Genomic DNA, 24,871 nt, shown 5'->3' on the forward strand with positions numbered 1-24,871 from the left:
CGGGGGCTCAGCCCCCGGAGCCGTAGGGCCTGGTGATGATCTCCAGGTTGTGGCCGTTCGGGTCCTCCCAGTAGACGCCCCGCCCGCCGTCGTGCGTGTTGATCTCGTTCTCGCGCTGGTGGTACGGGTCGGCCCAGTAGGTGAGACCGCGGTCCTCGATGCGCCCGAAGATCGCGTCGAACTCGTCCTCGGACACGAGGAAGGCGTAGTGCTGCGGCACGATCGGGCCGCCGTCGCCATCGGCGTAGTCGAGGGTGACCCCGTTGGGAATCGTGACGGGGATGAACGGGCCGTACTGCGGGCTCACCTCCAGGCCGAGCAGGTCCGCGAGGAAGCGCGCGGACTCCTCCTTGTCCTTGGCCGTGACGATCGTGTGGTTCAACTCGATGGACACCGTGCGACCTCCTCGATGGTCCTGACTCCCGCTGTGCCGCGGTGACATGGACAACGGTAGGCGCGGGCCCCCGGCCGCCGTATCGGCCACAGGGCCCCGGTGCGCTGCGCATTGCGGCCTAGGGCCCGGGGCCCAGTCAGGTTCCGGCCACGGAGGTCCGTGCGGTGTCCCGCCCTCAGATCGTCGCGTTGTCGATCACGAAGCGGTAGCGCACGTCGCTGGCGAGCACCCGCTCGTACGCCTCGTTGATCTGGTCGGCACGGATCAGCTCGATCTCCGCGCCGAGCCCGTGCACCGCGCAGAAGTCCAGCATCTCCTGGGTCTCCCGGATGCCGCCGATGTTGGAGCCCGCGAGGGTCTTGCGGCCGCCGATCACGGAGAACAGGTTGAGCGAGACCGGCTCCTCGGGCGCGCCGACGTTCACGAAGGCGCCGTCCGTACGCAGCAGGCCCAGGTACTTGTCCAGGGGCAGCGGCGCCGAGACCGTCGAGAGGATCAGGTCGAAGGTGGACGCGAGCGCCTCGAAGGTGGCGTCGTCGCTGGTCGCGTAGTAGTGCTCGGCGCCCAGCTTCAGGCCGTCGTCCTTCTTGCGCAGCGACTGGCTGAGCACGGTGACCTCGGCGCCCATCGCGTTCGCGATCTTGACGGCCATGTGGCCGAGACCGCCGAGGCCGACGACGGCGACCTTCTTGCCGGGGCCCGCGTTCCAGTGCGCGAGCGGGGAGTACGTGGTGATGCCCGCGCAGAGCAGCGGCGCGGCCACGTCGAGCGCGAGCCCGTCGGGGATGCGGACGGTGAACGCCTCGTCCACGACGATGTGCGAGGAGTAGCCGCCGTACGTCGGCTCGCCGTTCTTGTCGAGCGCGTTGTACGTGCCGATGTTGCCCTGCGCGCAGTACTGCTCCAGACCGGCCTGGCAGTTCTCGCACTCGCGGCAGGAGTCGACCATGCAGCCGACGCCGACGCGGTCGCCGACGGAGAACTTGGTGACGCCGGGACCGACCTCGGTCACGACACCGGCTATCTCGTGGCCCGGCACCATCGGGTAGATGCCCTCGCCCCAGCCGTCGCGGGCCTGGTGGATGTCCGAGTGGCAGATACCGGCGTACTTGATGTCGATCATGACGTCGGACTCGCCGACGGCGCGGCGCGGGACGGTGGTGCGCTCCAGGGGCGCACCCGGGGCGGGAGCGGCATAGGCGGAAACGGTGGTGATCTGCTCAGTCATGTCCACGAGCATGCCGGTGACCTGCGGACTCACCCAGACACCTGTTCTGCCTACGACCGCTGTGCCTACCACTGGCGGGGTCAGGCTCATGGTCGTACGACCCTGGATACTGGAATGTATGGACGAGATCCCCGAGGGCCGCCCCCTGGACAGCCGGGCCGAGCTGAGCGAGTTCCTGCGCACCCGCAGGGCGAGGCTCCAGCCGCAGGACGTCGGGCTGCCGCACTTCGGGCGGCACCGCAGGGTGCCGGGGCTGCGCCGCGAGGAGCTCGCGCAGCTCGCCGGGGTCTCCGTCGCGTACTACACCCGCCTCGAACAGGGCAACGGCCGCAACGTCTCGGTGGAGGTGCTCGACGCCATCGCCCGCGCCCTGCGCCTGACCGACGCCGAGCACGCCCACCTGACGCACCTGGCCAAGCCCAAGGCCCACAAGAAGAAGGCCGTAAGGCCGCAGTACATGCGGCCCGTGCTGCAACAGCTCCTCGACTCCATCGAAGGCGTGCCCGCGTACGTGGTCGGCCGCCGTTCCGACATCCTCGGCTGGAACGCGCTCGCCGCCGCGCTCTTCGGCGACTGGGGCGAGCTCGCCCCCGCCGACCGGAACTGGGCCCGCATCTGCTTCCTCGACCCGCGCTCGCGCGAGCTCTTCGTCGACTGGGACCGGAAGGCGTCGGACATCGTCAGCTATCTGCGCATGGACGCGGGCTGCTACCCGAACGACCCGCAGCTGTCCTCCCTCGTCGGCGAACTCTCCGTCAAGAGCGAGGAGTTCAGGAGTCTGTGGGCCACGCACGACGTCCAGGAGAAGGGCCACGGCGTCAAGCGCATGCGGCACGCCCTGGTCGGCGACCTGACCCTGTCGTTCGAGACGCTGCGCCTGCCGGACGACTGCGACCAGTCACTGATCATGTACCACGCGGAACCGGACTCGGCGTCGGCGCAAGGGCTGCGCCTGCTCGCGAGTTGGGGCCGGGACGCGTCGTCGGTGGGGTCGGGGACGAAGTAGCGGTCCGCGGTTTCGCGGGTGGCGGAACGCTTCGTGCTGCCCTCCTGCTGCCGTTCTGGCCGTACCGCTCCTACGCTGGGGGAGTGAGCAGCGACGAGGCGCGAGCGCCGCAGAAGCCGAAGTCCCAGCCGAACGAGGCCCGTGTGATTCCTCTGCGCCCCCTGGGTAAGGAGGCCGAGCAGGAGCGGCGGGAGCCGCTCTGGCGGGATCTCGTCGGTGACGTCCTGCGCCGCGAGCGCCTCGCGCAGGAGCGCACCCTGAAGGACGTGGCCGACGCCGCCCGGATCTCCATGCCCTACCTCTCCGAGCTGGAGCGCGGCCGCAAGGAGGCCTCCTCCGAGGTCCTCGCGGCCGCCGCCCGCGCGCTCGGTCTCGGCCTGCCCGACCTGCTCTCGCTGGCCCAGAGCCGCCTGGTCGGCCTTCCCCGCGTGAGGCCGACCAAGGCGTCGCTCCAGGGCGAGGTGCGGTTGGCCGCCTGAGCCGTCGCCGCGTGAGCCGTCGCCGCCTGAGCCTTCGCCGTCTGGCGGGTCAGGCGGCGACGGGTACGGCCCGCCTGCTGAGCACCTGGTCCGCGAGTCCGTACGCGACGGCCTCCTGCGCGGTGAAGAACTTGTCCCGGTCCATGTCGGCGCGCAGCGTCGCCACGTCGTGGCCCGTATGCCGGGACAGCACCTCCTCCACCTGGGAGCGGATCCGCAGCATCTCCTTGGCCTGCAGACTGAGGTCGGACACCGTCCCCTGCTGGCCCCGGCTCGCGGGCTGCCCGAGCAGCACGCGCGCGTGGTCGAGCACGAACCGCCGCCCCGGATCGCCCCCGGCGAGCAGCACGGCGGCGGTGGAGGCGGCCTGGCCGACGCAGAACGTCGAGATCGGCGCGGTGATGAAGCTCATGGTGTCGTAGATCGCCATGAGCGAAGTGAACGATCCACCGGGCGAGTTGATGTAGATCGCGACCTCGCGCTCCGGGGCGGACGACTCCAGATGCAGCAGTTGCGCGATGACCACGTTGGCCACACCGTCGTCGATCTCCGTGCCGAGGAAGATGATGCGCTCGGAGAGCAGGCGGCTGTAGACGTCGTAGGAACGCTCGCCCTGCGGGGTGCGTTCGACGACGGTGGGAATGGTGTACTGACTCATCCTGGGCTCCATCCTCTGGCTCATCACCTGATCCCCCCTCAAATCCCGAGCCCGATACGGTGCTTAGGCCCTGCGGGGCGCACGTCCTCCATCGATGCGACGACGCGGTCGACCATGCCGTACTCCTTGGCCTGCTCGGCCGTGAACCAGCGGTCGCGGTCACCGTCGCGCGAGATGGTCTCCTCGTTCTGGCCCGTGTGCTCGGCGGTGATCCGCTCGATGGCCTTCTTCGTGAACTCCAGGTTCTCGGCCTGGATGGCGATGTCCGCGGTGGTGCCGCCGATGCCCGCGGAGGGCTGGTGCATCATGATCCGCGCGTTGGGCAGCGCGAAGCGTTTGCCCGCGGTGCCGACGCTGAGCAGGAACTGGCCCATGCTGGCGGCGAATCCCATGACGAGGGTGGAGACGTCGTTGGGGATGAGCCGCATGGTGTCGTAGATCGCGAGCCCGGCGCTGACCGAGCCGCCCGGGCTGTTGATGTAGAGCCCGATGTCGGTCTTCGGGTCCTCCGCGGACAGGACGAGCAGCTGTGCGCAGACGCGGTTGGCGGAGACCTCGTCGACCTGTGTTCCGAGGAACACGATGCGCTGGTCGAGGAGTTGGGCGGCGAGTTGATCGTCGAACCGGGACGGCGCGGTGTCCCCGTCGGCGCCCCGGGGACGCGCGGCGTCCCACCCACTGTCATGCACGGACATGATTCCTCCCACGATCTCGGCGGCTCCGAACGCCGCGCCCTGCCTTGACTGTTGCCCGCCTCGGCGGTCGTTGTCAGAGATCTCGGCTGGTGGCAGATTCGCTGAGGGCAGAGGGGGCGCGGGGCTCGGGTGGGTGCGGGTCTTGCGCCTTGGGTTCGGTTGTGGGGCGGGGCCGCGGGGGTATGTGCGTACTCGCCGTCCCAGATGACCGCCAACGGACTTGCTTCCGTGCCCCGGTCTCCTTATGTGCTCCGTGCGCACATACCCCCACGTCCCCTCGGGCGCGCTCGCGGCTGCGGCCCGGCGGGGGCGGGCCCCTTCAGGGGCGCGGGGAACTGCGCGAACCCCCGTGTGCCGTCGCGCTGGACGTGGGGAGGATGCCGCCACCGCCCCCACCCACCCACGCGCGGTGTGGCCCCTTCAGGGGCGCGGGGAACTGCGCAAAACCCCGTGTGACACCGCACCGGACGTGGGGGAGATACCACCACCTCCCCCACCCACCCGGCAGGGACAACGCCCCTACTTCGGCGAGGGAAACGCCCAAACAGCGCGGGCCCCCGGCCCCACAGTAAGCGTGGAGTCACCCAGACGCTCCACGTGCCGCTTCACCGGGTGGTTGAGCGACATCCCGACCTCCCGCAGACCCGCCCGCTCACGAGGAACCGGTTCGAGACGGATCGTCGTGCCCCCACCCCGCGCGACGACCCCGTCACCCGGCACGGAGGACACCTGGAACCCCCCGGCCCGCAGCAACGGCACCGTGTTGGCGAGATCGCGCGGCGTCACCGCGAGACGGATCGACGTCACGTCGCGCATCAGATGGTCGCGGTAGCCGTCGGACAAGTACCGCTCCCGCCCGACGTCCCCGGGAAACGCCGCAGGCTCGGTCCCGCTGCGCGGGTCCGCGAAGTACTCGGGCCGGTACTCCATCCCCCACGCGCCGAACGCGTCGTACTGATCGGTGGTGAAGACCGCGTCGAACCACGGCACCGGCACCCCGTCCCCGAAGTCCCGCGTCTGGCGGAACTCGACCGGCTTCTCGACGCCGAGGTCCCGCAGTCGCGCGAGGACCGTCGCCATGTCACCGGCCCGCTCGGTGGAGACGCCCATTCCGGCGGAGCCGAGCGTGCCGTCGGGCCCCGACACGTCCCCGACGCCGAAGAGCTCGAGGTAGGTCTCGCGCCCCATCAGATAGCGCCCCGTCCAGGTCTGCCCGTCGGAACCGGTCGTGGTGCGCACCTGGAAGTTGGCGAACTCCCGCAGGTAGGTGGAGTGTTCGATGGCGTCGGCGGTCTCCCGGTCGAACACTCCGTAGGCGTGGTTGTAGAAGAGCAATTGCCGGCCGGAGGGGGGCGTCCCCTCGTCGGCCTGCACCGTCGCGCTGCCCTGTACCGCCCCCACCAGGGCCAGCGCGACAACCATGACGACCCGCAACACTCTGCGCAGCAGCATCATGCGGGCATCGTAGGAGGGGAGGAGCGGATTCCGTTGACGGTTCACGGAACCCGGTCCCGTGCGGCTACTCGGTGGGCTCGGGGGCGGCGACGATCCCGGTCGGGCAGGAGACGCCCCAGTTCGTCTCGAAGGGCTCCGCGAGCGTGACGCCGGTCCCGCCGATCCCGCAGTACCCGTCGGGGTTCTTGTCCAGGTACTGCTGGTGGTACGCCTCGGCGGGCCAGAACGGCTTGTCGTCGGCGGGCAGCACCGTCGTGGTGATCGTGCCGTGCCCGGAGGCCGTCAGGACCTTCTGGTACGCCTCCAGGGAGGCCGCCGCGATCGCCTGCTGGTCGGCGGAGTGGGTGTAGATCGCCGAGCGGTACTGCGTGCCGACGTCATTGCCCTGCCGGAAGCCCTGCGTGGGGTTGTGGGACTCCCAGAACAGCTTCAGGAGCGCCGCGTACGAGACCTTGGAGGGGTCGAAGACGACGCGCACCGCCTCGGTGTGCCCGGTCAGGCCGGAGCACGCCTCTTCGTAGGAGGGGTTCTCGGTGTAGCCGCCCTGGTAGCCGACGTACGTCGTCCAGACGCCCTCGGTCTGCCAGAACTTGCGCTCGGCGCCCCAGAAGCAGCCGAGGGCGAAGTCCGCGACCTCCAGGCCGTCGGGGTAGGGGCCGAGCAACGGGTTGCCGAGCACGGTGTGGCGCGCGGGGACCTCGAATTCCGGGGTCGCCCGGCCCTTCAGGGCCTGCTCGGGGGTGGGGAGCTCGGGCGTGCGTCCGAAGATCATGGGGTCTCTCCTCGTGCGTGACAGGGGTCGTGGACAAGAACGCCCGCACGGCCCTCGGCATTCCGCCGGGGCTCAGTGCGACAGCGTCGCCGGGCTGCCGCCGTTCGCCTCGTACCCCGCGACCGCCAGCGCGCGGTACACCGCGTAGTCCGCGGCCGGGTCGGCGGAGAGCGTCCAGGGCAGCGCGCCCACGTGGCCGTCCACGTGCACCAGCTGGTTCATCGCCTCGGACCAGCGCTCGCAGCGCACCAGGAAGAAGACCAGGAGGTGCCGGACGTGCGCCAGCATCGGGTCGTCCGCGCGCGCGGCGTGCACCGCGAAGAGCGCGCCCTCGACGGCCTTGGTGACGACCTCGCTCTGGTAGAAGCCGCGGACCAGGTTGACCTCGGGCAGGTGCTCGTAGACCGCGAAGAGCGGGAGCGCGGCGAGCAGGGAGCCGCGCGGGGCGCGGGCCGCCGCGGCCTCCGCGAAGCTGTACGCCAGATCGCGCGAGCCGTGCCACTTCTCGCACCAGTAGTGCAGCGCCGCCAGGTGCGCGCCCATGTGCGCGGGCGCGCGGTCCAGGATCTTCAGCCACAGCTGCTCGAACTCCTCGCGGGAGTACGCGAGTCCGCGCGCGATGGAGAGCTCGATGATGTACGGAACGGGGTCGCCGGGGGCGAGCAGCGCGGCCTGCCCGCACGCGTCCTTGGCCTCCTCCAGGATGATCCGGAACTCGTCCGTGCCCTGCGTCGAGGTGCGCCACGCCTGCTGGACGAGGAACTCCGCGTGCACCGCGGCGCCGCCCGCGTCCTTGGGCATCTCGGCCCGCCACACCCGCAGCCACTGCCCGCCGGGGCCCTCGCTCACGCCGCCGGGCCGCTCCTTGAGCTCCAGGGAGGCCGCGCCCGCGAAGGCCTGCACTCGCTGCCAGCGCCGCTCGCCGTGCGTCTCGGTGCCCGCGAGGAGCTGGGATGCGGCCTGCCAGCCCTGCGAGCGCTGCACGTGGTCGAGGACGTCGAGCAGGTCGCCGTCCGGGCCCGGCATGCGGATGTCCAGCTCCTCCTGGCGCAGGAAGCCGTAGTTCGCCGGGTCCGCGGCGTCCGGCGCGCCGGGGGCGACCTGCCGGATTCCGCCGCGCCTGCGCAGCAGCACGGGCCCGAGGACCGCGCCGATCATGACCACTGCCATCAGGACCCAGAGAATCTCCATGACACAAGCGAACCAGACGGCTCGGACAATTGGCCAACCTGGTGGGACGTACCCGTACCGACCCGGCGGAAGGACCCCCGCGCGCATTACGCTCAGGCCGCATGAGTGACTCGCACAGCACGCAGAGCTTCGAAACGGTGGCGATCCACGCGGGCAACACCGCGGATCCCCTGACCGGAGCCGTCGTCCCGCCCATTTACCAGGTGTCCACCTACAAGCAGGACGGGGTCGGGGGCCTGCGCGGCGGCTATGAGTACAGCCGCAGCGCCAACCCGACGCGCACCGCCCTTGAAGAGAACCTGGCCGCACTGGAGGGCGGCAGCCGCGGCCTGGCCTTCGCCTCGGGACTCGCCGCGGAGGACTGCCTCCTCCGTACGCTGCTCACCCCCGGCGACCACGTGGTCATCCCCAACGACGCGTACGGCGGCACCTTCCGCCTGTTCGACAAGGTCGTCTCGCGGTGGGGCGTGGAGTGGTCGGTCGCCGACACCTCCGACCCGGAGGCGGTGCGGGCCGCGCTGACCGACCGTACGAAGGCGATCTGGGTGGAGACCCCCTCCAACCCGCTGCTCGGCATCACCGACATCGCGGCGGTCGCGCAGATCGCCCGCGAGGCCGGGGCCCGCCTGGTCGTCGACAACACCTTCGCGAGCCCCTACCTCCAGCAGCCGCTCGCGCTCGGCGCGGACGTGGTCGTGCACTCCATGACGAAGTACATGGGCGGCCACTCGGACGTCGTCGGCGGCGCCCTCGTCGTCAACGACGCGGGGCTCGGCGAGGAGTTGGCGTACCACCAGAACGCGATGGGCGCCGTCGCGGGTCCCTTCGACGCCTGGCTGGTGCTGCGCGGCATCAAGACCCTCGCGGTGCGCATGGACCGGCACAGCGAGAACGCCACGAAGGTCACCGAGATGCTGACCCGGCACGCGCGCGTGACGCGCGTGCTGTACCCGGGCCTTCCGGAGCACCCCGGTCACGAGATCGCCGCCAAGCAGATGAAGGCGTTCGGCGGCATGGTCTCCTTCCTGGTCGAGGGCGGCGAGGAGGCGGCCGTCGAGGTCTGCAACCGCGCCAAGCTCTTCACCCTGGGCGAGTCCCTGGGCGGCGTCGAGTCCCTCATCGAGCACCCGGGCCGCATGACGCACGCCTCGGTGGCGGGCTCCGCCCTGGAGGTCCCCGGGGCCCTGGTGCGCCTATCCGTGGGCATCGAGTCGGCGGACGACCTCATCGCCGACCTCCAGCAGGCGCTCGGCTAGAGCCCGGGCCCGCTACCAGCGGGTGAGTGGTGGAGTCGTCTGCGAGGGCGGCTCCACCCACGGCTGGGCGAGGGACGTCCATACGGCGAAGGCGACCACGGCCGCGACGAGCAGCAGCCAGCCGAGCCGCCGAGCCGCGCTGCGGCGCCGCAGCATCCGCCCGCCGCGCCGTACCGCGTCGGCGCACAGCCCGGGAGGTACAGGCGGCGGAGCGCCCTCCAGAAGGCGCCGTACGGCCATTTCCTTGCGTTCGTGCTGACTCATCGGCGTGCCGCCCTCCTCATGAGGGTGCCGCCCCGCTCAGGGCGCGCGTGGGCGCGGGACCGCGCGGGGGATGCAGGACCGTCGCCATCGCGCGGGCGCAGATCGTGTGGACGCGGTCGGCGGGCAGCCCGAGGAGCGCCGCCGTCTGCTCCTCGGCCACGCCCTCGTACATCCGCAGGACGAGGATCAGCCGCTCCTGCGGGCCGAGCCGTTCGAGGACGCCGCCGTGGCCGCGGTGCCTGCGCCAGGCCGCCCGGCCGAAGCGCAGGGCGAGCTGCTGGCGGGTGCGGTCGTAGGGGTCCTCGCCGCGCAGCCGGTCCCAGATCGCGTAGGTGTGCGCGAGGGAGGCGGTCAGCAGGGCACGCGCGCGTGGGTTGTCCTCGGCGGGCTCGGCGGTGAGCAGTGTGGCGGCATGCAGCAGCCGCCCTGCCGCGCCCGCGACGAACGCCTCGAACTCCCGGGCCCGGCGGGCGTTCTGGACCGCCTGCCGTTCGCGCACCGCACCTCCCGGTCACAAGGAACGGGGATCCCGGTCTCATATGAGGCCAGAGGCGGGGCCGGGGTCAAGACTCCGGAGTGGCCGGAACCTCTCCGCCGGGCGCCGACTGTGACGTCTGGCGTGCCGAGAGGGCGGAATTGAAGCGCGTGAGGAGCGCGCAGAAGCTCTCGCGCTCCGCCGGGTCCCAGTCCTGCGTCAGCTCGGCCATCAGCTCGCGCCGCGACGAGCGCACCTCGTCGAGCCGGGCCTGGCCGCGCGGCGACAGCTGGAGCACCACGGCCCGGCCGTCCTCGGGGTGCGAGGTGCGCTTGACGAGTCCGGTGTCGACCAGCGGGGCGACCTGCCGGGTGACCGTCGACGAGTCGATGCCCATGCTCGCCGCGAGCGCCTTGACGCCCATCGGGCCTTCCTTGTCGAGGCGGTTGAGCAGCAGATACGCGGCACGGTCCATGGAGTTGCGGACCTGTCCTACGCCGCCGAGGCGGGTCTGCTCCGCGCGGCGGGCGAAGACGGCCACCTGGTGCTGCAGGCTGTCGAGAAGGCCGGGGTCGCTGGCGGTCGTCATGTCCGGAGTTGTGGGCATGGCCGGGGGCTCACTTCATGCGAGGGCAGTGGGTTGGGGGACAGGGTACGCGGCCCGAGCCCGTACCGTACCTGCGCTGCGCAAACCTACGGGGAGAACAGTCTCGGCCCTTGGTCACCGCAGGAGGAGTCGGACGTCGGCTGCAAGACTTGCCGTCATGAGCTACCGCACGCGCGATCCCTTGCCGACGGTCACCCTCGACGACGTGCGCGGCGCGCAGAAGATGCTCTCCGGAGTGGCGCGCTCGACAGCGATGGAGGGCAGCAGGCACCTGTCGCGCCTCGTGGGCTCCCCGGTGCACCTCAAGTGCGAGAACCTCCAGCGGACCGGTTCCTTCAAGCTGCGCGGCGCCTATGTGCGCATCGCGGGCCTGTTCCCCGAGGAGCGCGCGGCCGGTGTGGTCGCCGCGAGCGCGGGCAATCACGCGCAGGGCGTGGCCCTCGCCTCCTCGCTGCTCGGGGTGCGCTCGACGGTCTTCATGCCGGCCGGCGCGCCGCTGCCCAAGGTCGCGGCGACCCGGGAGTACGGGGCGGAGGTGCGCCTCCAGGGCCAGGTGGTCGACGAGACCCTGGCCGCCGCCCAGGAGTACGCGCGGGAGACGGGCGCGGTCTTCATCCACCCCTTCGACCACCCCGACATCATCGCCGGGCAGGGCACGGTCGGCCTGGAGATCCTGGAGCAGTGCCCGGAGGTGCGCACCGTCCTCGTCGGCGTCGGGGGCGGCGGTCTCGCGGCGGGCATCGCGGTCGCGGTCAAGGCGCTGCGCCCCGACGTACGCGTGGTCGGCGTGCAGGCCGCGGGCGCGGCCGCGTACCCGCCCTCGCTGGCGGCCGGGCACCCGGTGTCGATCGTCAACCCCGCGACGATGGCCGACGGCATCAAGGTCGGCCGCCCCGGCGACGTAACGTTCCGGCTGGTCGAGGACCTGGTGGACGACATCGTCACGGTCTCCGAGGACGCGCTCTCCAGCGCCCTGCTGCTCTGTCTGGAGCGGGCCAAGATGGTCGTGGAGCCCGCAGGGGCGAGCCCGGTCGCGGCCCTGCTGAGCGAGCCCGAGGCGTTCGAGGGCCCGGTGGTGGCGCTGCTGTCCGGCGGCAACGTGGATCCGCTCCTGATGCAGCGGATCCTGCGCCACGGCATGGCGGCGGCGGGCCGCTACCTGTCGCTGCGGCTGCGCCTGACGGACCGGCCGGGCGCCCTGGCCACGCTGCTCGGGGTCCTGTCGGAGGTGGACGCCAACGTGCTCGACGTGAGCCACGTGCGGACCGATCCGCGGCTGGGGCTCACCGAGGCGGAGGTCGAGCTGCACCTGGAGACGAAGGGGCCCGCGCACTGCGTCGAGGTGGCCGGGGCGTTGCGGGACGCGGGCTACACGGTCATCGGCTGAGTCCGAAGGGTCCTCGAGCCCGGAAGGTTCGCGGGGAGGTTCTTCGGAAAAACAGCGGCGCGGACGCGATGTATCGCGTTATGGTGTGTCCTACGTCACCGGTCGCCGGGCGGGCGATGTCCGGCAAATCTAAACTTTTCCGTAGGAAGTCACCCACACCACGGGGAGAACCCACATGCCAGGCGCCATCTACGCCGAAGGTCTGGTGAAGACCTTCGGCGACGTAAGGGCTCTGGACGGCGTCGATCTGGATGTCCCGGAAGGCACCGTGCTCGGCCTCCTCGGGCCGAACGGCGCGGGCAAGACCACGGCGGTCCGCTGCCTGACGACGCTCCTCACACCCGACAGCGGAAGGGCCGTCGTCGCGGGCATCGACGTCCTCAAACATCCGAACGAGGTGCGCCGTTCGATCGGCCTGTCCGGCCAGTTCGCCGCCGTCGACGAGTATCTGACGGGCCGTGAGAACCTCCAGATGGTCGGCCAGCTCTACCAGATGAGGGCCAAGGAGGCGAAGGCCAGGGCGGGCGAGCTGCTCGACAGGTTCAACCTCGCGGACGCCGCGGACCGCCCCTCCAAGACGTACTCGGGAGGCATGCGCCGCCGCCTCGACCTCGCCGCCGCGCTCGTCGTGTCGCCGCCGGTGATGTTCATGGACGAGCCGACCACCGGCCTCGACCCGCGCAACCGCCAGCAGCTCTGGGAAGTCATCCAGGAGCTCGTCGCGGGCGGGACGACCCTGCTCCTGACCACGCAGTACCTCGAAGAGGCCGATCACCTGGCGCACGACATCTGCGTCGTCGACCACGGCCGCGTCATCGCGCGCGGCACCTCCGACCAGCTCAAGGCGCAGACCGGCGGCGAGCGCGTCGAGGTCGTGGTGCACGAGCGCGAGCACATCGCCCCCGCCACCGAGGTCCTGCGCGGCTTCGGCAAGGGCGAGGTCGCCGTCGCCGAGCACACGCGCAAGCTGACCGTCCCCGTCACCGGCGGCGCCAAGCTGCTCGCCGAGGTCATCCGCGACCTCGACGCCCGCGGCATCGAGATCGACGACATCGGCCTGCGCCGCCCCACCCTCGACGACGTCTTCATCTCGCTGACCGGCCACGCGGCCGAGCTGGCGGAAGGGAGCGGCGAGGAGAGCGCCGACGGCGACACCCGGACCGGCAAGGAGGCCGACAAGTGAGCACCGTTTCCGGCACGCGCAAGCTCGTGACTCCGCTGCCCGCGGGGGGCGTCGGACAGTCGGTCAGGGACTCCCTGGTCGTGGCCAAGCGGAACCTGATCCGCATGACCCGGATTCCCGAGATGATCCTCTTCGGGGTCATCCAGCCGGTGATGTTCGTGGTGCTGTTCACGTACGTCTTCGGCGGATCCATCAACATCCCGGGGGCGCCGTCCGGCAGCGCGAGCGCCTACAAGGAATTCCTGATGGCGGGCATCTTCGCGCAGACCGTCACCTTCGCCACCGCGGGTGCGGGAGCGGGCATCGCCGACGACATGCACAAGGGCCTCATCGACCGCTTCCGGTCGCTGCCCATGGCGCGCGGCGCGGTCCTCACCGGCCGCACCCTGGCCGACCTCGTCCAGACGGCGGTGACCCTGGCCGTCCTCGCGGTCGTCGCCCTGCTCGTCGGCTGGCGCACCCACGAGAACATCGGCAAGGTCCTCGCGGGCTTCGCCCTGCTGCTCCTGCTCGGGTACGCGTTCACCTGGATCGGCGCCCTGATCGGCCTGTCCGTGCGCACCCCGGAGGCGGCCACCTCGGGGGGCCTGATCTGGCTGTTCCCGCTGACGTTCATCTCGAACGCCTTCGTGCCGGTCAACGGAATGCCGAAGTTCCTCCAGTACGTCGCCGAGTGGAATCCGTTCAGTGCCACGGTGGCGGCGGCCCGTGAGCTGTTCGGCAACACGATCGAGGGGGTCCCGAAGTCCGTGACCGGCGCCTGGCCCATGGAGCACCCCGTGTGGGCCTCGCTGATCTGGTCCGTCCTGATCATCCTGGTGTTCCGCGCGCTGTCGGTCCGCAAGTACCGTTCGGCGACGGCCTGAGACGCCGGGGCCCGCACCTGCATACATGACTGGGCCCCCGGCACCGTGAGTGCCGGGGGCCCGTCATGACCGGAGCGCGAAGGGAAGCGCTAGGACTGGTACGGCTTGGCCGCGAGGATCTTGACGGAGGCGAACTTGCCGTTCGGCAGCTCGTACTCCGCGTCCTCGCCGATCTTCTTGCCGTTCACGCCGGTACCCAGCGGGGACTGCGGCGAATACGTCTCGATGTCGGCGCTCGCGTACTCACGGGAAGCGAGCAGGAAGGTCAGGGTGTCGTCCTCGTCGCCGTCGAACGCGATGGTGACGACCATGCCCGGCTCCACCACACCGTCGTCGGCGGGGGCCTCGCCGACCCGGGCCGTCTCCAGGAGCTGGGTCAGCTGGCGGACGCGGAGCTCCTGCTTGCCCTGCTCCTCCTTGGCCGCGTGGTACCCGCCGTTCTCGCGCAGGTCGCCCTCTTCGCGCGCCGCGGCGATCTTGGCCGCGATCTCGGTGCGCGCAGGACCCGACAGGTGCTCCAGCTCGGCCTTGAGCTGGTTGTACGCCTCCTGGGTCAGCCAGGTGACGTTCTCGCTGGTCTGGGTCACAGGTGCTCCTCGTAGGTACTGGGAATACAAAGCATCGCCCTACCCAGAAGGATGTTCCCTCACGGGTGGGCGAAACCACGAGCCTAACAATTCAGGCGCGCCAGGGGGAGGACATAAGCCATCAGAAAAACGTCGGCGCAGGTGAGCGCCGCAAAGGCGGCGGGCCTCGGGCGGGGCCTCAGTCGGAGTGGCAGCCCAGCAGCTCGGCGCTGGTGGCCGGAGCCTTCGTACGCAGCGTGACGCGCTTGTCGATGCGGTCCTGCCGCTGGTCGAAGCGGAAGTCCGCGCGGCCCACCTCGGCGCCGTCCTCGGACTGCGAGCGCAGCGTGCAGTAGCCCTTGGTGTCGGCGTCCTTGCGCACTTCGAGGTGCACCTCGACGGAGTCGTCCGAGACGACGTCGAACTTGATGATCTCGGCGCTGATCTTCGTACCGTCGATGTAGCTGTAACCGAGCCAGCCGATGCCCCCGAGGAAGAGGACCCCGAGCACGGCGCCCACCAGCTTGAGCTTGCGATCGGCGGCCTCGTCGGCCGTACGCGAGCGGCCGTATCGGCCCTCGGGGAGCTTCGAGCCCACCGCCGCCATGATCGTCCTCCAGGAACAGGGGATGCCGGAATTTTCCGCCCCCCGGTTCCGTCACTATAGAAGCCGCCCATCGCGCACAAGCACCCAGGGGCGCCCGATTATCTGAGGATCGAGTCTTGACTGAGCAGCTGCGACTGATGGCCGTGCACGCCCACCCCGACGACGAGTCGAGCAAGGGCGCGGCCACGATGGCCAAGTACGTGTCCGAGGGGGTGGACGTGCACGTCGTGACCTGCACGGGCGGGGAGCGCGGCGACATCCTCAACCCCAAGCTCCAGGGCGACACGTACATCCAGGAGAACATCCACGAGGTGCGCAGGAAGGAGATGGACGAGGCGCGCGAGATCCTGGGCGTCAAGCAGGACTGGCTCGGCTTCGTCGACTCCGGCCTGCCCGAGGGCGACCCGCTGCCGCCGCTGCCCGAGGGCTGCTTCGCCCTGGAGGACGTCGACAAGGCGGCCGGCGCGCTGGTCCGGCAGATCCGCTCGTTCCGTCCGCAGGTCATCACGACGTACGACGAGAACGGCGGGTACCCGCACCCCGACCACATCATGACCCACAAGATCTCGATGGTGGCCTTCGACGGCGCCGCCGACGCCGAGAAGTACCCGGAGTCGGAGTTCGGCCCGGTCTTCCAGCCGCAGAAGCTCTACTACAACCAGGGCTTCAACCGGCCGCGCACCGAGGCGCTGCACCACGCGATGATCGACCGGGGCCTGGAGTCGCCCTACGGGGACTGGCTCAAGCGCTGGGACGAGTTCGAGCGGGTCGAGCGCACGCTGACCACGCACGTGCCGTGCGGCGACTTCTTCGAGATCCGCGACAAGGCCCTGATCGCGCACGCCACGCAGATCGACCCCGACGGCGGCTGGTTCCGCGTCCCGATGGAGCTCCAGAAGGAGGTCTGGCCCACGGAGGAGTACGAGCTCGCGAAGTCGCTCGTCGATACTTCCCTCCCCGAGGACGACCTCTTTGCGGGCATCCGCGACAATGCCTAGCGTGAACGCACATCTGGCAATGACGCAGCTCGCCCCTCTCGCCAAAGAGGTCGACGAGAACAAGGTGACTCCCGGCGTCCTCGGCTTCATCGTGTTCGCGGTGATGGCCCTGGCCGTCTGGGGCCTGATGAAGTCCATGAACCGGCACATGCGGAAGGTCGACTTCAAGGAGTCGACGTCCGAGAAGGAGCCGGTGGGCGCTGGAGCGAGCGCCGGAGCGGACGCGGAGGGCAAGCGTCCCGACGGCGAGAAGTAGCGTCCCGGTGGAGTAGCAGCGGAGTAGTAGCGGTGGTGCCGGTTCCGGCTCTGGTGCCGGTCCCGCCGAACCGAGCCCGGGTCGCGGCGTGTCGCCGGTCCGTCTAGCGTGAGTCGTGCCTACGCAGGGGGGCCGAGCGGATGGGTGCGCTGTCATGGCGGACAAGCCGAGCATCGTGCTGGTGCACGGATTCTGGGGCGGTGCCGCCCACTGGGGCAAGGTCATCGTCGAACTGCACGGGCGGGGCTTCGGCTCCCTGCACGCGGTCGAGAACCCGCTGACCTCGCTGGCCGACGACGCCGAGCGCACCCGCGCCATGGTCCGGCAGATCGACGGGCCCGTGCTGCTCGTCGGGCACTCCTACGGCGGGGCGGTCATCACCGAGGCGGGTGACCTGCCCAACGTCACGGGACTCGTCTACGTCGCGGCGTTCGCGCCCGACGCCGGGGAGAGCCCCGGGCAGCTCAGCCAGGAGCGGCCGCCCGCCGCCTTCGAGAACATCGCCCCGGACTCCGACGGCTACCTGTGGATCAAGCAGGAGAAGTTCCACGAGAGCTTCGCCCAGGACCTGACCGCCGACGAGGCGCTCGTCATGGCGGTCACGCAGAAGGCACCCCTCGGCTCGACCTTCGGCGACCCCGTCACGGCCCCGGCCTGGCGCGCCAAGCCGACCTGGTACCAGGTCTCCACCGCCGACCGCATGATCCACCCCGACAACGAGCGGCACATGGCGCAGCGGATGGCCCCGCGCAAGACCATCGAACTGGACGCCAGCCACGCCTCGCTGGCCTCCCGGCCCGGCCCCGTCTGCGACCTGATCGAGACGGCGGCGCGGGAGGCCGACGGGGCCTGAGGGGCGCGTCGGCGCCGGGGTGGGTGCGGGCTCAGCCCGACCGGGGAACCGGGACGCCCATCACCTCCCGCGCGTGGCGGCTCGGGACCATGCCGAGGCGCCAGGCCTGCCAGCCCGACTCCAGCTCGGCGCCGCGCTCCAGGAGCAGGCCGTATGCCTGGATGTACTCGTCGAGCTTGCCGTCGCGGACCGGGTGGCCCGCGCGGGCCAGCTGGCTCAGCTCCTCCTGGGCGACCGCCGTGCCGATCTCCCAGCCGCCGGGCGACGCGTACGGCAGCAGGGTGCAGCGCAGGAAGCGGGCCCAGTCCTCGCCGCGCCGGTCGCCGTACGAGCCGAAGAGCTCGATCGCCTCGTCGCAGAGGGCGAGCGCCTGCTGGGCGCGGGCGTTGCCCGCGTCCACGACGACCAGTTCCAGACAGGTCCACGCCTCGCCGTGCGCCACGCCGATCCGCTGGAAGTCGGCGCGGGCGTCCACCAGGAGCTGGCGGGCGAAGCCGGAATTGCGCAGCGAACCCGTCTGGGCGGCGCGCTGGTCACGGGTGACGCGCGCGGAGTGGTGGCGCGCGCAGGCCAGGCCGTACACGTCCCGCATCCGCGAGAACATCGTGCGGGCCCGCTCCAGGTCGCGCACCGCCTGGTCGAGGCTGCCGGTCTCCTCCAGGGCCTGGCCGAGGTAGTACAGGGACCACGCCTCGCCGCGCGCGTCCTCGTTGTCGCGGTGCCGGGAGACCGCCTGGCGCAGTCCGTCGACCGCGGGCGAGGGATCGCCGTCCACCAGACGGGCCCTGGCCAGCTGCGTCATAGCCCAGGCCTCGCCGCGGGTGTCGTGGGTGCGGCCGTACAGATCGAGGGCCTCGCGCAGCTCGGTCTCCGCGCGCGGCACGTCGCCCCTGCGCAGACAGAGCTGGCCGAGCTGGAAGTGCGTCCACGCCTCGCCGTGCACGGAGCCGCTCGCCCGGTGCAGGACCAGCGCCTCCTCCAGCATGTCGAGGGCCTGCCCGAGGCGGGCGCGGTCGCGTTCCACCGCCGCGAGCGCGTGCAGCGTCCAGGCGCGGTCGCCCGCCAGCTCGTCGGCGGACTGGAGCTCCAGCGCGTCGTTGAGGCGCGCGGCCGCCTCCTTGAGGTTGCCCTGGTGGTGCAGCGTGATGCCCAGCGAGCCGAGCGCCCGGGCGGCCGCCGCGTCCTGGTGGGCCTCGAAGTAGAGGTCGACGACGGAGTTCAGCGTCGTACGGGACTGGTCGAGTTCGCCGAGCTGACGGGCGGCGATGCCGGTGCGCCACTGCACGCTGCGGCCGAGCAGCCCTTGGTCGATGGCGTGGGTCAGTTCGTTGATCTCGCCGAGGCGGTAGAGATCGCCGCGCAGCAGGCAGTAGTCGCACAGGGCGCCCAGCAGGTTGAGTACGGCCTGCTGGTCGACGCCCTCCGCGTGGCGCAGCGCGGCGGTGATGAAGCTCGACTCGTCGTCGAGCCAGCGCAGCGCCGCGTCCAGGGACGCGAAGCCGTGCTGGCCGAACTGGTCCGCGCGGGTGGACGTCTTGCCGTCGACGAGGCGGATGACGGTGTCGGCGAGCTCGCCGTAGCTGGCGATGAGACGTTCCTGCGCGGCGCTGCGCTCGGCGGGCTCCTCCTCGTCGAGGAGGCGGGCCTGGGCGAAGGCGCGCACCAGGTCGTGCAGGCGGTAGCGGCTGCCGCGCACGTGGTCGACGAGCCCGGCGCGGGACAGCTCGGTGAGGCGGCGCCCTGCCTCCTGCTCGTCGGTGGCGAGCAGCGCGGCCGCCGCGGCCGCGCCGAGCGAGGCCCGCCCGGCGAGCGCGAGGCGGCGCAGCAGACGCCGGGCGGGCTCGGCCTGGTCGGTGTAGCGCAGCCACAGGACGCGCTCCACGGGGTCGACCGGGCCGTACGCCGCGAGGTCGGCGGCCAGTTGGCGCGGCGTACGCGGACCGAGCGAGGAACCCGCGGCGCGCAGGGCGAGCGGCAGGCCGCCGCACAACTCCCGTACGGCGTCGGCGGATTCGGCGTCGTACGGTCCCGAAAGATCCTCGGCGCACTCGCGCAGGAGCTGCTCGGCGCCCGCCTCGTCGAGCGCGTCGACCGGCAGCAGGTGCAGCCAGACGGGCAGGTCGTCGGGGAGCCCGATGGGCTCCCGCGAGGTGACGAGGACGAGGCTGTCGGAGCGCTCGGGGATGAGCGTGCGGACCTGCTCGGCGTCGCTCGCGTCGTCGAGGACGATGGTGACGGCGAGGCCGGTCAGATACTGGTGGTAGAGCTCGCTGAGCCGCTTGACCTGCTGTTCCTGCGAGGAACGCTCGCGGAAGAGGAGCTGCTCGCGCGGGGCGCCGAGGCGGTTGAGCAGATGCAGCAGGGCGTCGCGGGTGGACAGCGGCGTCTCCTGCGGGTTGTCGCCGCGCAGGTCCACCACGCACGCGCCGCGGAACTGGTCGCGCAGCTCGTGCGCGGCCCGCACCGCGAGCGAGGTGCGCCCCGAGCCCGGCGCGCCGTGCAGGACGACGACGGTGGGCCGGGTGTCGGTGCTGGCGCGGGCCGCGTGCACGTGCTGCGCGATCCGCGCGAGTTCGGCCCTGCGGCCCGCGAACGGGCCGACGTTCTCCGGGAGTTGCGTGAAGGACTGCTCAAGGACGGAACGCCTGCGCGCCGCCGCGCTCTTGTCCGTGCCGCGCAGCTGGGGCGCGGTCTTCTTCTGCGTACGGGTACCGGTCGACGCGGCGAGGACGCGCTGCTGGTCGAGGAAGGGCCGGATGCCGCGCACTTCGAGCGCGGTCAGCCACTGCAGCCTCAACTGCTCGGGCCCGCCGGGCTGGTTGAGCGCACCGGCACGCCTGCTGGCCGCGGGGACGTGGGCGGCCGTCACCTTCAGGACGGTGGCCGCGGCGCCCGCGACGGCGACGACCGCGCCGGTGCCGAGTGCCGTGCCCACGCTGGTGCCGAACGACAGGTCGGACACCCCGGCGGCGAGCGCCGCGACCACGGCCACGAGGAGGGGAGTGCCCGCGCCCTCGCGGGCGTAGCGCTGCCCGAAGGTGAGCTGTCCCGCCTGCGATTCGTCGAGCGCGGCGGTGTACGCGCCGTACTCTTCGGCGGCCGTCTCGGCCATGGCGTCGAGCCCGCCGCGTGCCCGCGAGAGCAGCACGCCCCCGTCGACGCGCCCGCCCGAACGCCGGACCTCCTCCTCGACCGCCCGTGCCAACAGCCGCTCGGCCTCGGCCCGATGGCTGTCCCGCATATGGTCCCCCTCCGAGAGCAACAGTTGCCTGCGGTCACAAGTGTCCTGCGTAGGGGGCTCCGGCGCGAGGGTGTCCTCGGGCAGGGAGCGCACCCGCGCGGTCCCCGGCCCTCCGGGAGTAATCCAAGTGCCCCCGCCATGCCGCCCCGGTAGCGTGCGGCGGCAGGGCATCGGAAACGGCACGCCCCCCGCTCCAGGCGGACGAACGCACCACGCTCATCGGCTGGTTGGACGTGCAGCGGCATGTCCTGCACCAGAAATGTGCGGGGCTGAGCCACGAGGACGCGCACCGCTCGCTCATCCCGACCTCACCGGCCATGACGATGGCCGGTCTCGTCTCCCATCTGCGCTGGGCCGAACACCTGTGGCTGGAGGTGCTGTTCCTCGGCGGCGACGAGAAGCAGAACCCGTCGTTCGACGAGTCGCGCGAGGACGCCGACTGGTACACCGACGGCCGCCCTCTCGCCGAGCTCCTCGCGGAGTACGAGGCCCAGTGCGCCCGCAGCAACGAGGTCGTCGCCGCGGCGTCCCTGGACGACACGGGCCGCCACACCGGATTCGACTCCGGTGGCGCCAGCCTGCGCTGGATGCTGACCCATCTCGTCGAGGAGACGGCACGGCACGCGGGGCACGCGGACCTCGTCCGTGAACTTCTCGACGGCACGAAGGGGTACTACTGACGCGGCTCCGCGCACTTGGTCACGGGGCGAGGGAACGCTTTTGCCCAGTGGGGTCTCTCCTTACCTGTACGGCTGTACCCCCTGTACGGCTGTACCCCCTGTTGAGAGGAGTTGTTCTGCATGGCGCGTCGCTTTCGTGCACTGCTGCTGACCACCCTGGTGCTGGTGACGGGCTCGGTGCTGTCGTCCGCTCCGGCCTCCGCCGTCATCGGCGGGTCGAAGAGCACCTACGGCCCGTGGGCGGTGCGCATGCTCGTCGACGGCAAGCCGGCGTGCACCGGGACGGCGGTCGCCCGCCAGTGGATCCTCACCGCCTCACACTGCTTCTACGAGCAGGCACAGCCGGTCGCCGACAAGCGGATCTCCTTCCGGGTGGGCAATCTCGACATGCGCAGGGGCACCACGGTCCGCCCCGTTCCCCGCAAGCGCGTGGGCAGCGCGCACGCCGACATGATGCTGGTCAAGGTCCCGCCGATGAACGTCCCCACGGCGCGCCTGGCCACGGCGGGCGTCCACCCCGGCCAGGCCGTGCGGCAGTACGGGTGGGGCGCCACCTGCACCAGCGATGAGAGCGCCTGCCAGTCGCCCGTCCTCAAGCAGTCGGACCTGAAGGTCGTACGTCCCGACGACCCCCGGTGCGCGAACCACACCACACCGGGCGGCCCCGACTTCTGCATGAAGAAGGTCTCCGGGATCCCCGCCGGGGGCGACTCCGGAGGCCCGGTGATGACCGTCGGCCCGCGGGGCACCGAAACCCTCGTCGGCGTCTTCAACGGCTCCGACCGGGAGAAGAGCGCGGAGGCCGGGGAGGTCTCGCAGCAGCTTTCCTGGATTCGCTCGGTGATTCGGCGATAGCGCAGGCAACAGGGCTTTCCGCTCCGGCCCGTCGGGACACCGGCGGAGGCCCGGCGCGGAAGCCCATCGCGGGAGGCTGTCAGACGGCTCCCAGGTCGACAGTGACGGAGAAGGGCGCGGCAGCCTTGATCACGCCGGTGAACATTTCGCCGTCCCTGTAAGCCTTGGTGGCGGGGTCGAGGACGTAGGTGTAGATGATCGGGACACCGGTGGCGGCCTGCTCGACCCGCCAGTAGAAGGGGATGCCGGCCTTGGCGTACTGGTCCACCTTCACGACCCGGTCGGTGGTCTCCGAACCGGGCGACACGACCTCGACGACCAGGAGCACGTGCTCGGGTCGGGTGGGCGTGAGGTCGATGGTCTCCGCCCGGTAGACGATCACGTCCGGCCTGCGGTTGGTGAGCGGAACGTCCTGCAGCCTGACGTCAAAGTCTGTGTCTGCGTTCCAGTCCGGTCCCGCGGCCGCGTCCAGGGCATTGGCCAGGATGCGGGCCAGCCGGTTGTGCCGCTTCGAGGCGCTCGGGCTCACGACGACCATCCCGTCCACGATCTCGATGCCGGCGCACTGCTCTTCGGACCAGGAGTCGTACTGCTCCGCGCTGATCTGCGTGTGCATCCACGCGGGAGCCACCATCTCGGCGGTCATGGTGAGCCTCCTTCGAGGTGTTTCCGCGGTTTCAGCGCTGCGGGACTCAGCCTACTGCCCTGCAACGTCGGGGCGCTCGACTTCCGAAGGGCACGGCGGCCCCCCGCCACCTGCCCGTTCACACCCCGCCCGTGGCGCAAGCGCGTCGCGGGGGCCGGTGCGCGAGGATTGGGGGCATGGCCAACCGACTTGCGCAGACCACCTCCCCGTACCTCCTTCAGCACGCCGACAACCCCGTCGACTGGTGGCCCTGGTCGCCCGAGGCGTTCGAGGAGGCCAGGGAGCGGGGTGTGCCCGTGCTGCTCAGCGTCGGCTACAGCGCCTGCCACTGGTGCCACGTCATGGCCCACGAGTCCTTCGAGGACGAGGCGATCGCCGCGGTCATGAACGAGAAGTTCGTGAACGTCAAGGTCGATCGTGAGGAGCGGCCCGACGTCGATGCCGTCTACATGGAGGCCGTGCAGGCCGCGACGGGGCAGGGTGGGTGGCCCATGACCGTCTTCCTCACCCCGGACGCCGAGCCGTTCTACTTCGGTACGTACTTCCCGCCCGAGCCCCGGCACGGCATGCCGTCCTTCCCGCAGGTCCTGGACGGGGTGCACCGGGCGTGGACGGACCGGCGCGGTGAGGTCGCCGAGGTGGCGGGCAAGATCGTGCGGGATCTCGGTGAGCGGCAGCTCACGCACAACGCCGAGGAGAAGCCCGGTGAGGACGAGCTCGCGCAGGCGTTGCTGGGGCTGACCCGCGACTACGACGCCACGCACGGCGGATTCGGCGGCGCCCCCAAGTTCCCGCCGTCGATGGCGGTCGAGTTCCTGCTGCGGCACTACGCCCGCACGGGCGCCGAGGGCGCGCTCCAGATGGCCGCCGACACCTGCGAGCGGATGGCTCGTGGCGGGATCTACGACCAGCTCGGCGGTGGTTTCGCGCGCTACTCCGTGGACCGCGAGTGGGTCGTACCGCACTTCGAGAAGATGCTGTACGACAACGCGCTGCTGTGTCGCGCGTACGCCCATCTGTGGCGGGCCACCGGATCGGACCTGGCGCGCCGCGTCGCCCTGGAGACCGCGGACTTCATGGTCCGGGAGCTGCGGACCAACGAGGGCGGGTTCGCTTCCGCGCTCGACGCGGACAGCGAGGACCCGGCGACCGGCGCGCACGTCGAGGGTGCGTACTACGTGTGGACGCCCGCGCGGTTGCGGGAGGTCCTGGGCGAGGACGACGCCGCCCTCGCCGTGGAGCGGTATGGAGTGACGGAGGAGGGCACCTTCGAGGAGGGGGCTTCCGTCCTCCAACTCCCGCAGGGGGAGGGGGAACAGGCGGAAAGCTCGGTGGCCGACTCCGCTCGTCTCGCCTCGATCCGGGAGCGGCTGCTCGCCGCGCGTGCCGAGCGGCCCGCGCCGGGGCGTGACGACAAGGTGGTCGCCGCCTGGAACGGTCTGGCGATCGCCGCGCTCGCCGAGGTCGGCGCGTACTTCGACCGCCCCGATCTGATCGCGGCCGCGGTGGGCGCAGGGGACCTCCTCGTACGACTGCACATGGATGACCGCGCCCGGCTCGCCAGGACCTCGAAGGACGGTCAAGTCGGCGCCAACGCCGGGGTGTTGGAGGACTACGCCGACGTCGCCGAGGGCTTCCTCGCGCTGGCGTCCGTGACGGGGGAGGGCGTCTGGCTGGAGTTCGCCGGGTTCCTCCTCGATCACGTCCTCGCCCAGTTCGTGGACGAGGAGAGCGGGGCGCTGTTCGACACGGCGGCCGACGCCGAGCAGTTGATCCGCCGACCGCAGGACCCCACGGACAACGCGGCGCCCTCCGGGTGGACGGCGGCCGCGGGTGCCCTCCTGTCGTACGCGGCGCAGACCGGTGCCGAGCCGCACCGCACGGCGGCGGAGCGGGCGCTCGGCATCGTCAAGGCGCTCGGCCCGCGCGTGCCGCGCTTCATCGGCCACGGCCTCGCCGTCGCGGAGGCGGCACTCGACGGGCCGCGTGAGGTGGCGGTCGTGGGGGAGGTCCTCGGCGACCTGCACCGCACGGCGCTGCTCGGCGCGGCGCCGGGCGCGGTGGTCGCGGTGGGCGCGGAGGGCAGTGACGAGCTCCCGCTGCTCGCGGACCGGCCCCTGGTCGACGGGCGCCCCGCGGCCTACGTGTGCCGCTCCTTCGTCTGCGCCGCGCCGACCACGGACCCGGCCGAACTGGCCAGGCTGCTCGCGTAGGGGCATCGGCCCCTCCGGCGTTCGAGGAGCGGGGTCCGGG

Annotated in this window: 26 protein-coding genes; 12 read left to right on the forward strand and 14 right to left on the reverse strand. The window is 71.3% G+C overall.

Annotated elements, in window-relative coordinates:
• Positions 1-7: 7 nt before the first annotated feature.
• Together KY5_RS25840 and KY5_RS25845 are read right to left on the reverse strand one after the other, a co-directional pair.
• Positions 8-394, reverse strand: a complete 387-nt coding sequence (locus KY5_RS25840; protein WP_098244464.1) for a VOC family protein — start codon at positions 392-394, stop codon at positions 8-10.
• A gap of 175 nt (positions 395-569) precedes the next feature.
• Positions 570-1,622 carry an NAD(P)-dependent alcohol dehydrogenase gene (locus tag KY5_RS25845; RefSeq protein ID WP_098247482.1) on the reverse strand — a complete coding sequence of 351 codons (1,053 nt, stop codon included), beginning with the start codon at positions 1,620-1,622 and terminating at the stop codon, positions 570-572.
• Positions 1,623-1,740: 118 nt separating this feature from the next.
• On the opposite strand from KY5_RS25845, the gene KY5_RS25850 reads away from it, so the two are divergent.
• Both KY5_RS25850 and KY5_RS41885 read left to right on the forward strand, forming a co-directional pair.
• Positions 1,741-2,628 carry a helix-turn-helix domain-containing protein gene (locus tag KY5_RS25850; protein WP_234362864.1) on the forward strand — a complete coding sequence of 296 codons (888 nt, stop codon included), beginning with the start codon at positions 1,741-1,743 and terminating at the stop codon, positions 2,626-2,628.
• Between the two features lie 83 nt (positions 2,629-2,711).
• Positions 2,712-3,107 carry a helix-turn-helix domain-containing protein gene (locus tag KY5_RS41885; RefSeq protein ID WP_418952816.1) on the forward strand — a complete coding sequence of 132 codons (396 nt, stop codon included), beginning with the start codon at positions 2,712-2,714 and terminating at the stop codon, positions 3,105-3,107.
• A 49-nt stretch (positions 3,108-3,156) separates the two neighbouring features.
• Here the strand turns inward: KY5_RS41885 and KY5_RS25860 are convergent, their stop codons facing one another.
• From KY5_RS25860 to KY5_RS25880, 5 genes are all read right to left on the reverse strand, one after another.
• Positions 3,157-3,777 carry an ATP-dependent Clp protease proteolytic subunit gene (locus tag KY5_RS25860; RefSeq protein WP_324965835.1) on the reverse strand — a complete coding sequence of 207 codons (621 nt, stop codon included), beginning with the start codon at positions 3,775-3,777 and terminating at the stop codon, positions 3,157-3,159.
• Between the two features lie 26 nt (positions 3,778-3,803).
• Positions 3,804-4,460, reverse strand: a complete 657-nt coding sequence (locus KY5_RS25865; RefSeq protein ID WP_098244467.1) for an ATP-dependent Clp protease proteolytic subunit — start codon at positions 4,458-4,460, stop codon at positions 3,804-3,806.
• 519 nt (positions 4,461-4,979) lie between these two features.
• Complete coding sequence (locus tag KY5_RS25870; RefSeq protein ID WP_234362865.1) at positions 4,980-5,915, reverse strand: DUF5829 family protein; 936 nt, start codon at positions 5,913-5,915, stop codon at positions 4,980-4,982.
• A gap of 64 nt (positions 5,916-5,979) precedes the next feature.
• Positions 5,980-6,687 (reverse strand): peptide-methionine (S)-S-oxide reductase MsrA, encoded by a 708-nt coding sequence (gene msrA / locus KY5_RS25875; protein WP_098244468.1) that lies wholly within the window; start codon positions 6,685-6,687, stop codon positions 5,980-5,982.
• A 72-nt stretch (positions 6,688-6,759) separates the two neighbouring features.
• On the reverse strand, positions 6,760-7,878 hold the full coding sequence (locus KY5_RS25880; RefSeq protein WP_098244469.1) for a hypothetical protein: 1,119 nt from the start codon (positions 7,876-7,878) through the stop codon (positions 6,760-6,762).
• Between the two features lie 101 nt (positions 7,879-7,979).
• Between KY5_RS25880 and KY5_RS25885 the strand changes: the two genes are divergently transcribed.
• Positions 7,980-9,134 carry a cystathionine gamma-synthase gene (locus KY5_RS25885; protein WP_098244470.1) on the forward strand — a complete coding sequence of 385 codons (1,155 nt, stop codon included), beginning with the start codon at positions 7,980-7,982 and terminating at the stop codon, positions 9,132-9,134.
• 12 nt (positions 9,135-9,146) lie between these two features.
• Here KY5_RS25885 and KY5_RS25890 read toward each other — a convergent pair whose 3' ends face one another.
• The 3 genes from KY5_RS25890 to KY5_RS25900 all read right to left on the reverse strand — a co-directional run bounded on the left by KY5_RS25890 (position 9,147) and on the right by KY5_RS25900 (position 10,480).
• The gene (locus KY5_RS25890) at positions 9,147-9,398 is read right to left on the reverse strand and encodes a hypothetical protein (RefSeq protein WP_098244471.1); all 252 of its coding nucleotides are present in this window, start codon (positions 9,396-9,398) and stop codon (positions 9,147-9,149) included.
• A gap of 16 nt (positions 9,399-9,414) precedes the next feature.
• Positions 9,415-9,897, reverse strand: a complete 483-nt coding sequence (locus tag KY5_RS25895; protein WP_098244472.1) for a sigma factor-like helix-turn-helix DNA-binding protein — start codon at positions 9,895-9,897, stop codon at positions 9,415-9,417.
• 64 nt (positions 9,898-9,961) lie between these two features.
• Positions 9,962-10,480 (reverse strand): MarR family winged helix-turn-helix transcriptional regulator, encoded by a 519-nt coding sequence (locus KY5_RS25900; RefSeq protein ID WP_098244473.1) that lies wholly within the window; start codon positions 10,478-10,480, stop codon positions 9,962-9,964.
• 157 nt (positions 10,481-10,637) lie between these two features.
• On the opposite strand from KY5_RS25900, the gene ilvA reads away from it, so the two are divergent.
• From ilvA to KY5_RS25915, 3 genes are all read left to right on the forward strand, one after another.
• A complete protein-coding gene (gene ilvA, locus KY5_RS25905) occupies positions 10,638-11,867 on the forward strand; it encodes a threonine ammonia-lyase (protein ID WP_098244474.1) in 1,230 nt (409 codons plus the stop codon).
• Between the two features lie 175 nt (positions 11,868-12,042).
• Positions 12,043-13,050, forward strand: coding sequence for an ATP-binding cassette domain-containing protein (locus KY5_RS25910; protein ID WP_098244475.1), 1,008 nt, complete (start codon positions 12,043-12,045; stop codon positions 13,048-13,050).
• Positions 13,047-13,916: an ABC transporter permease gene (locus tag KY5_RS25915; RefSeq protein WP_098244476.1), complete on the forward strand. Its 870-nt coding sequence runs from the start codon at positions 13,047-13,049 to the stop codon at positions 13,914-13,916. The genes KY5_RS25910 and KY5_RS25915 overlap by 4 nt, the downstream gene beginning before the upstream one ends.
• Positions 13,917-14,005: 89 nt before the next feature.
• Here the strand turns inward: KY5_RS25915 and greA are convergent, their stop codons facing one another.
• Together greA and KY5_RS25925 are read right to left on the reverse strand one after the other, a co-directional pair.
• Entirely contained in the window at positions 14,006-14,503 is a 498-nt protein-coding gene (greA, locus tag KY5_RS25920; protein ID WP_098244477.1) for a transcription elongation factor GreA, read from the reverse strand.
• A gap of 178 nt (positions 14,504-14,681) precedes the next feature.
• A complete protein-coding gene (locus KY5_RS25925; RefSeq protein ID WP_098244478.1) occupies positions 14,682-15,089 on the reverse strand; it encodes a DUF4307 domain-containing protein in 408 nt (135 codons plus the stop codon).
• A 116-nt stretch (positions 15,090-15,205) separates the two neighbouring features.
• Here KY5_RS25925 and mca point away from each other — a divergent pair, with 116 nt between their 5' ends.
• The 3 genes from mca (at position 15,206) to KY5_RS25940 (ending at position 17,196) form a co-directional block, all read left to right on the forward strand.
• A complete protein-coding gene (gene mca, locus KY5_RS25930; protein WP_098244479.1) occupies positions 15,206-16,087 on the forward strand; it encodes a mycothiol conjugate amidase Mca in 882 nt (293 codons plus the stop codon).
• Positions 16,080-16,343, forward strand: coding sequence for a hypothetical protein (locus KY5_RS25935; RefSeq protein WP_199843234.1), 264 nt, complete (start codon positions 16,080-16,082; stop codon positions 16,341-16,343). The genes mca and KY5_RS25935 overlap by 8 nt, the downstream gene beginning before the upstream one ends.
• A 154-nt stretch (positions 16,344-16,497) precedes the next feature.
• Positions 16,498-17,196: an alpha/beta hydrolase gene (locus KY5_RS25940; RefSeq protein WP_098244481.1), complete on the forward strand. Its 699-nt coding sequence runs from the start codon at positions 16,498-16,500 to the stop codon at positions 17,194-17,196.
• 31 nt (positions 17,197-17,227) lie between these two features.
• On the opposite strand, the gene KY5_RS25945 is transcribed toward KY5_RS25940, so the two are convergent.
• Positions 17,228-20,437: a tetratricopeptide repeat protein gene (locus KY5_RS25945; protein ID WP_098244482.1), complete on the reverse strand. Its 3,210-nt coding sequence runs from the start codon at positions 20,435-20,437 to the stop codon at positions 17,228-17,230.
• 218 nt (positions 20,438-20,655) lie between these two features.
• Between KY5_RS25945 and KY5_RS25950 the strand changes: the two genes are divergently transcribed.
• Both KY5_RS25950 and KY5_RS25955 read left to right on the forward strand, forming a co-directional pair.
• Entirely contained in the window at positions 20,656-21,117 is a 462-nt protein-coding gene (locus KY5_RS25950) for a DinB family protein (RefSeq protein ID WP_098244483.1), read from the forward strand.
• A 120-nt stretch (positions 21,118-21,237) separates the two neighbouring features.
• A complete protein-coding gene (locus KY5_RS25955) occupies positions 21,238-21,972 on the forward strand; it encodes a S1 family peptidase (protein WP_098244484.1) in 735 nt (244 codons plus the stop codon).
• Between the two features lie 79 nt (positions 21,973-22,051).
• Here KY5_RS25955 and KY5_RS25960 read toward each other — a convergent pair whose 3' ends face one another.
• The gene (locus tag KY5_RS25960; RefSeq protein ID WP_098244485.1) at positions 22,052-22,618 is read right to left on the reverse strand and encodes a Uma2 family endonuclease; all 567 of its coding nucleotides are present in this window, start codon (positions 22,616-22,618) and stop codon (positions 22,052-22,054) included.
• A gap of 176 nt (positions 22,619-22,794) precedes the next feature.
• Between KY5_RS25960 and KY5_RS25965 the strand changes: the two genes are divergently transcribed.
• Positions 22,795-24,831: a thioredoxin domain-containing protein gene (locus KY5_RS25965; protein ID WP_098244486.1), complete on the forward strand. Its 2,037-nt coding sequence runs from the start codon at positions 22,795-22,797 to the stop codon at positions 24,829-24,831.
• Positions 24,832-24,871 lie beyond the last annotated feature (40 nt).

This window comes from Streptomyces formicae, from assembly GCF_002556545.1.
Taxonomy (GTDB): domain Bacteria; phylum Actinomycetota; class Actinomycetes; order Streptomycetales; family Streptomycetaceae; genus Streptomyces; species Streptomyces formicae_A.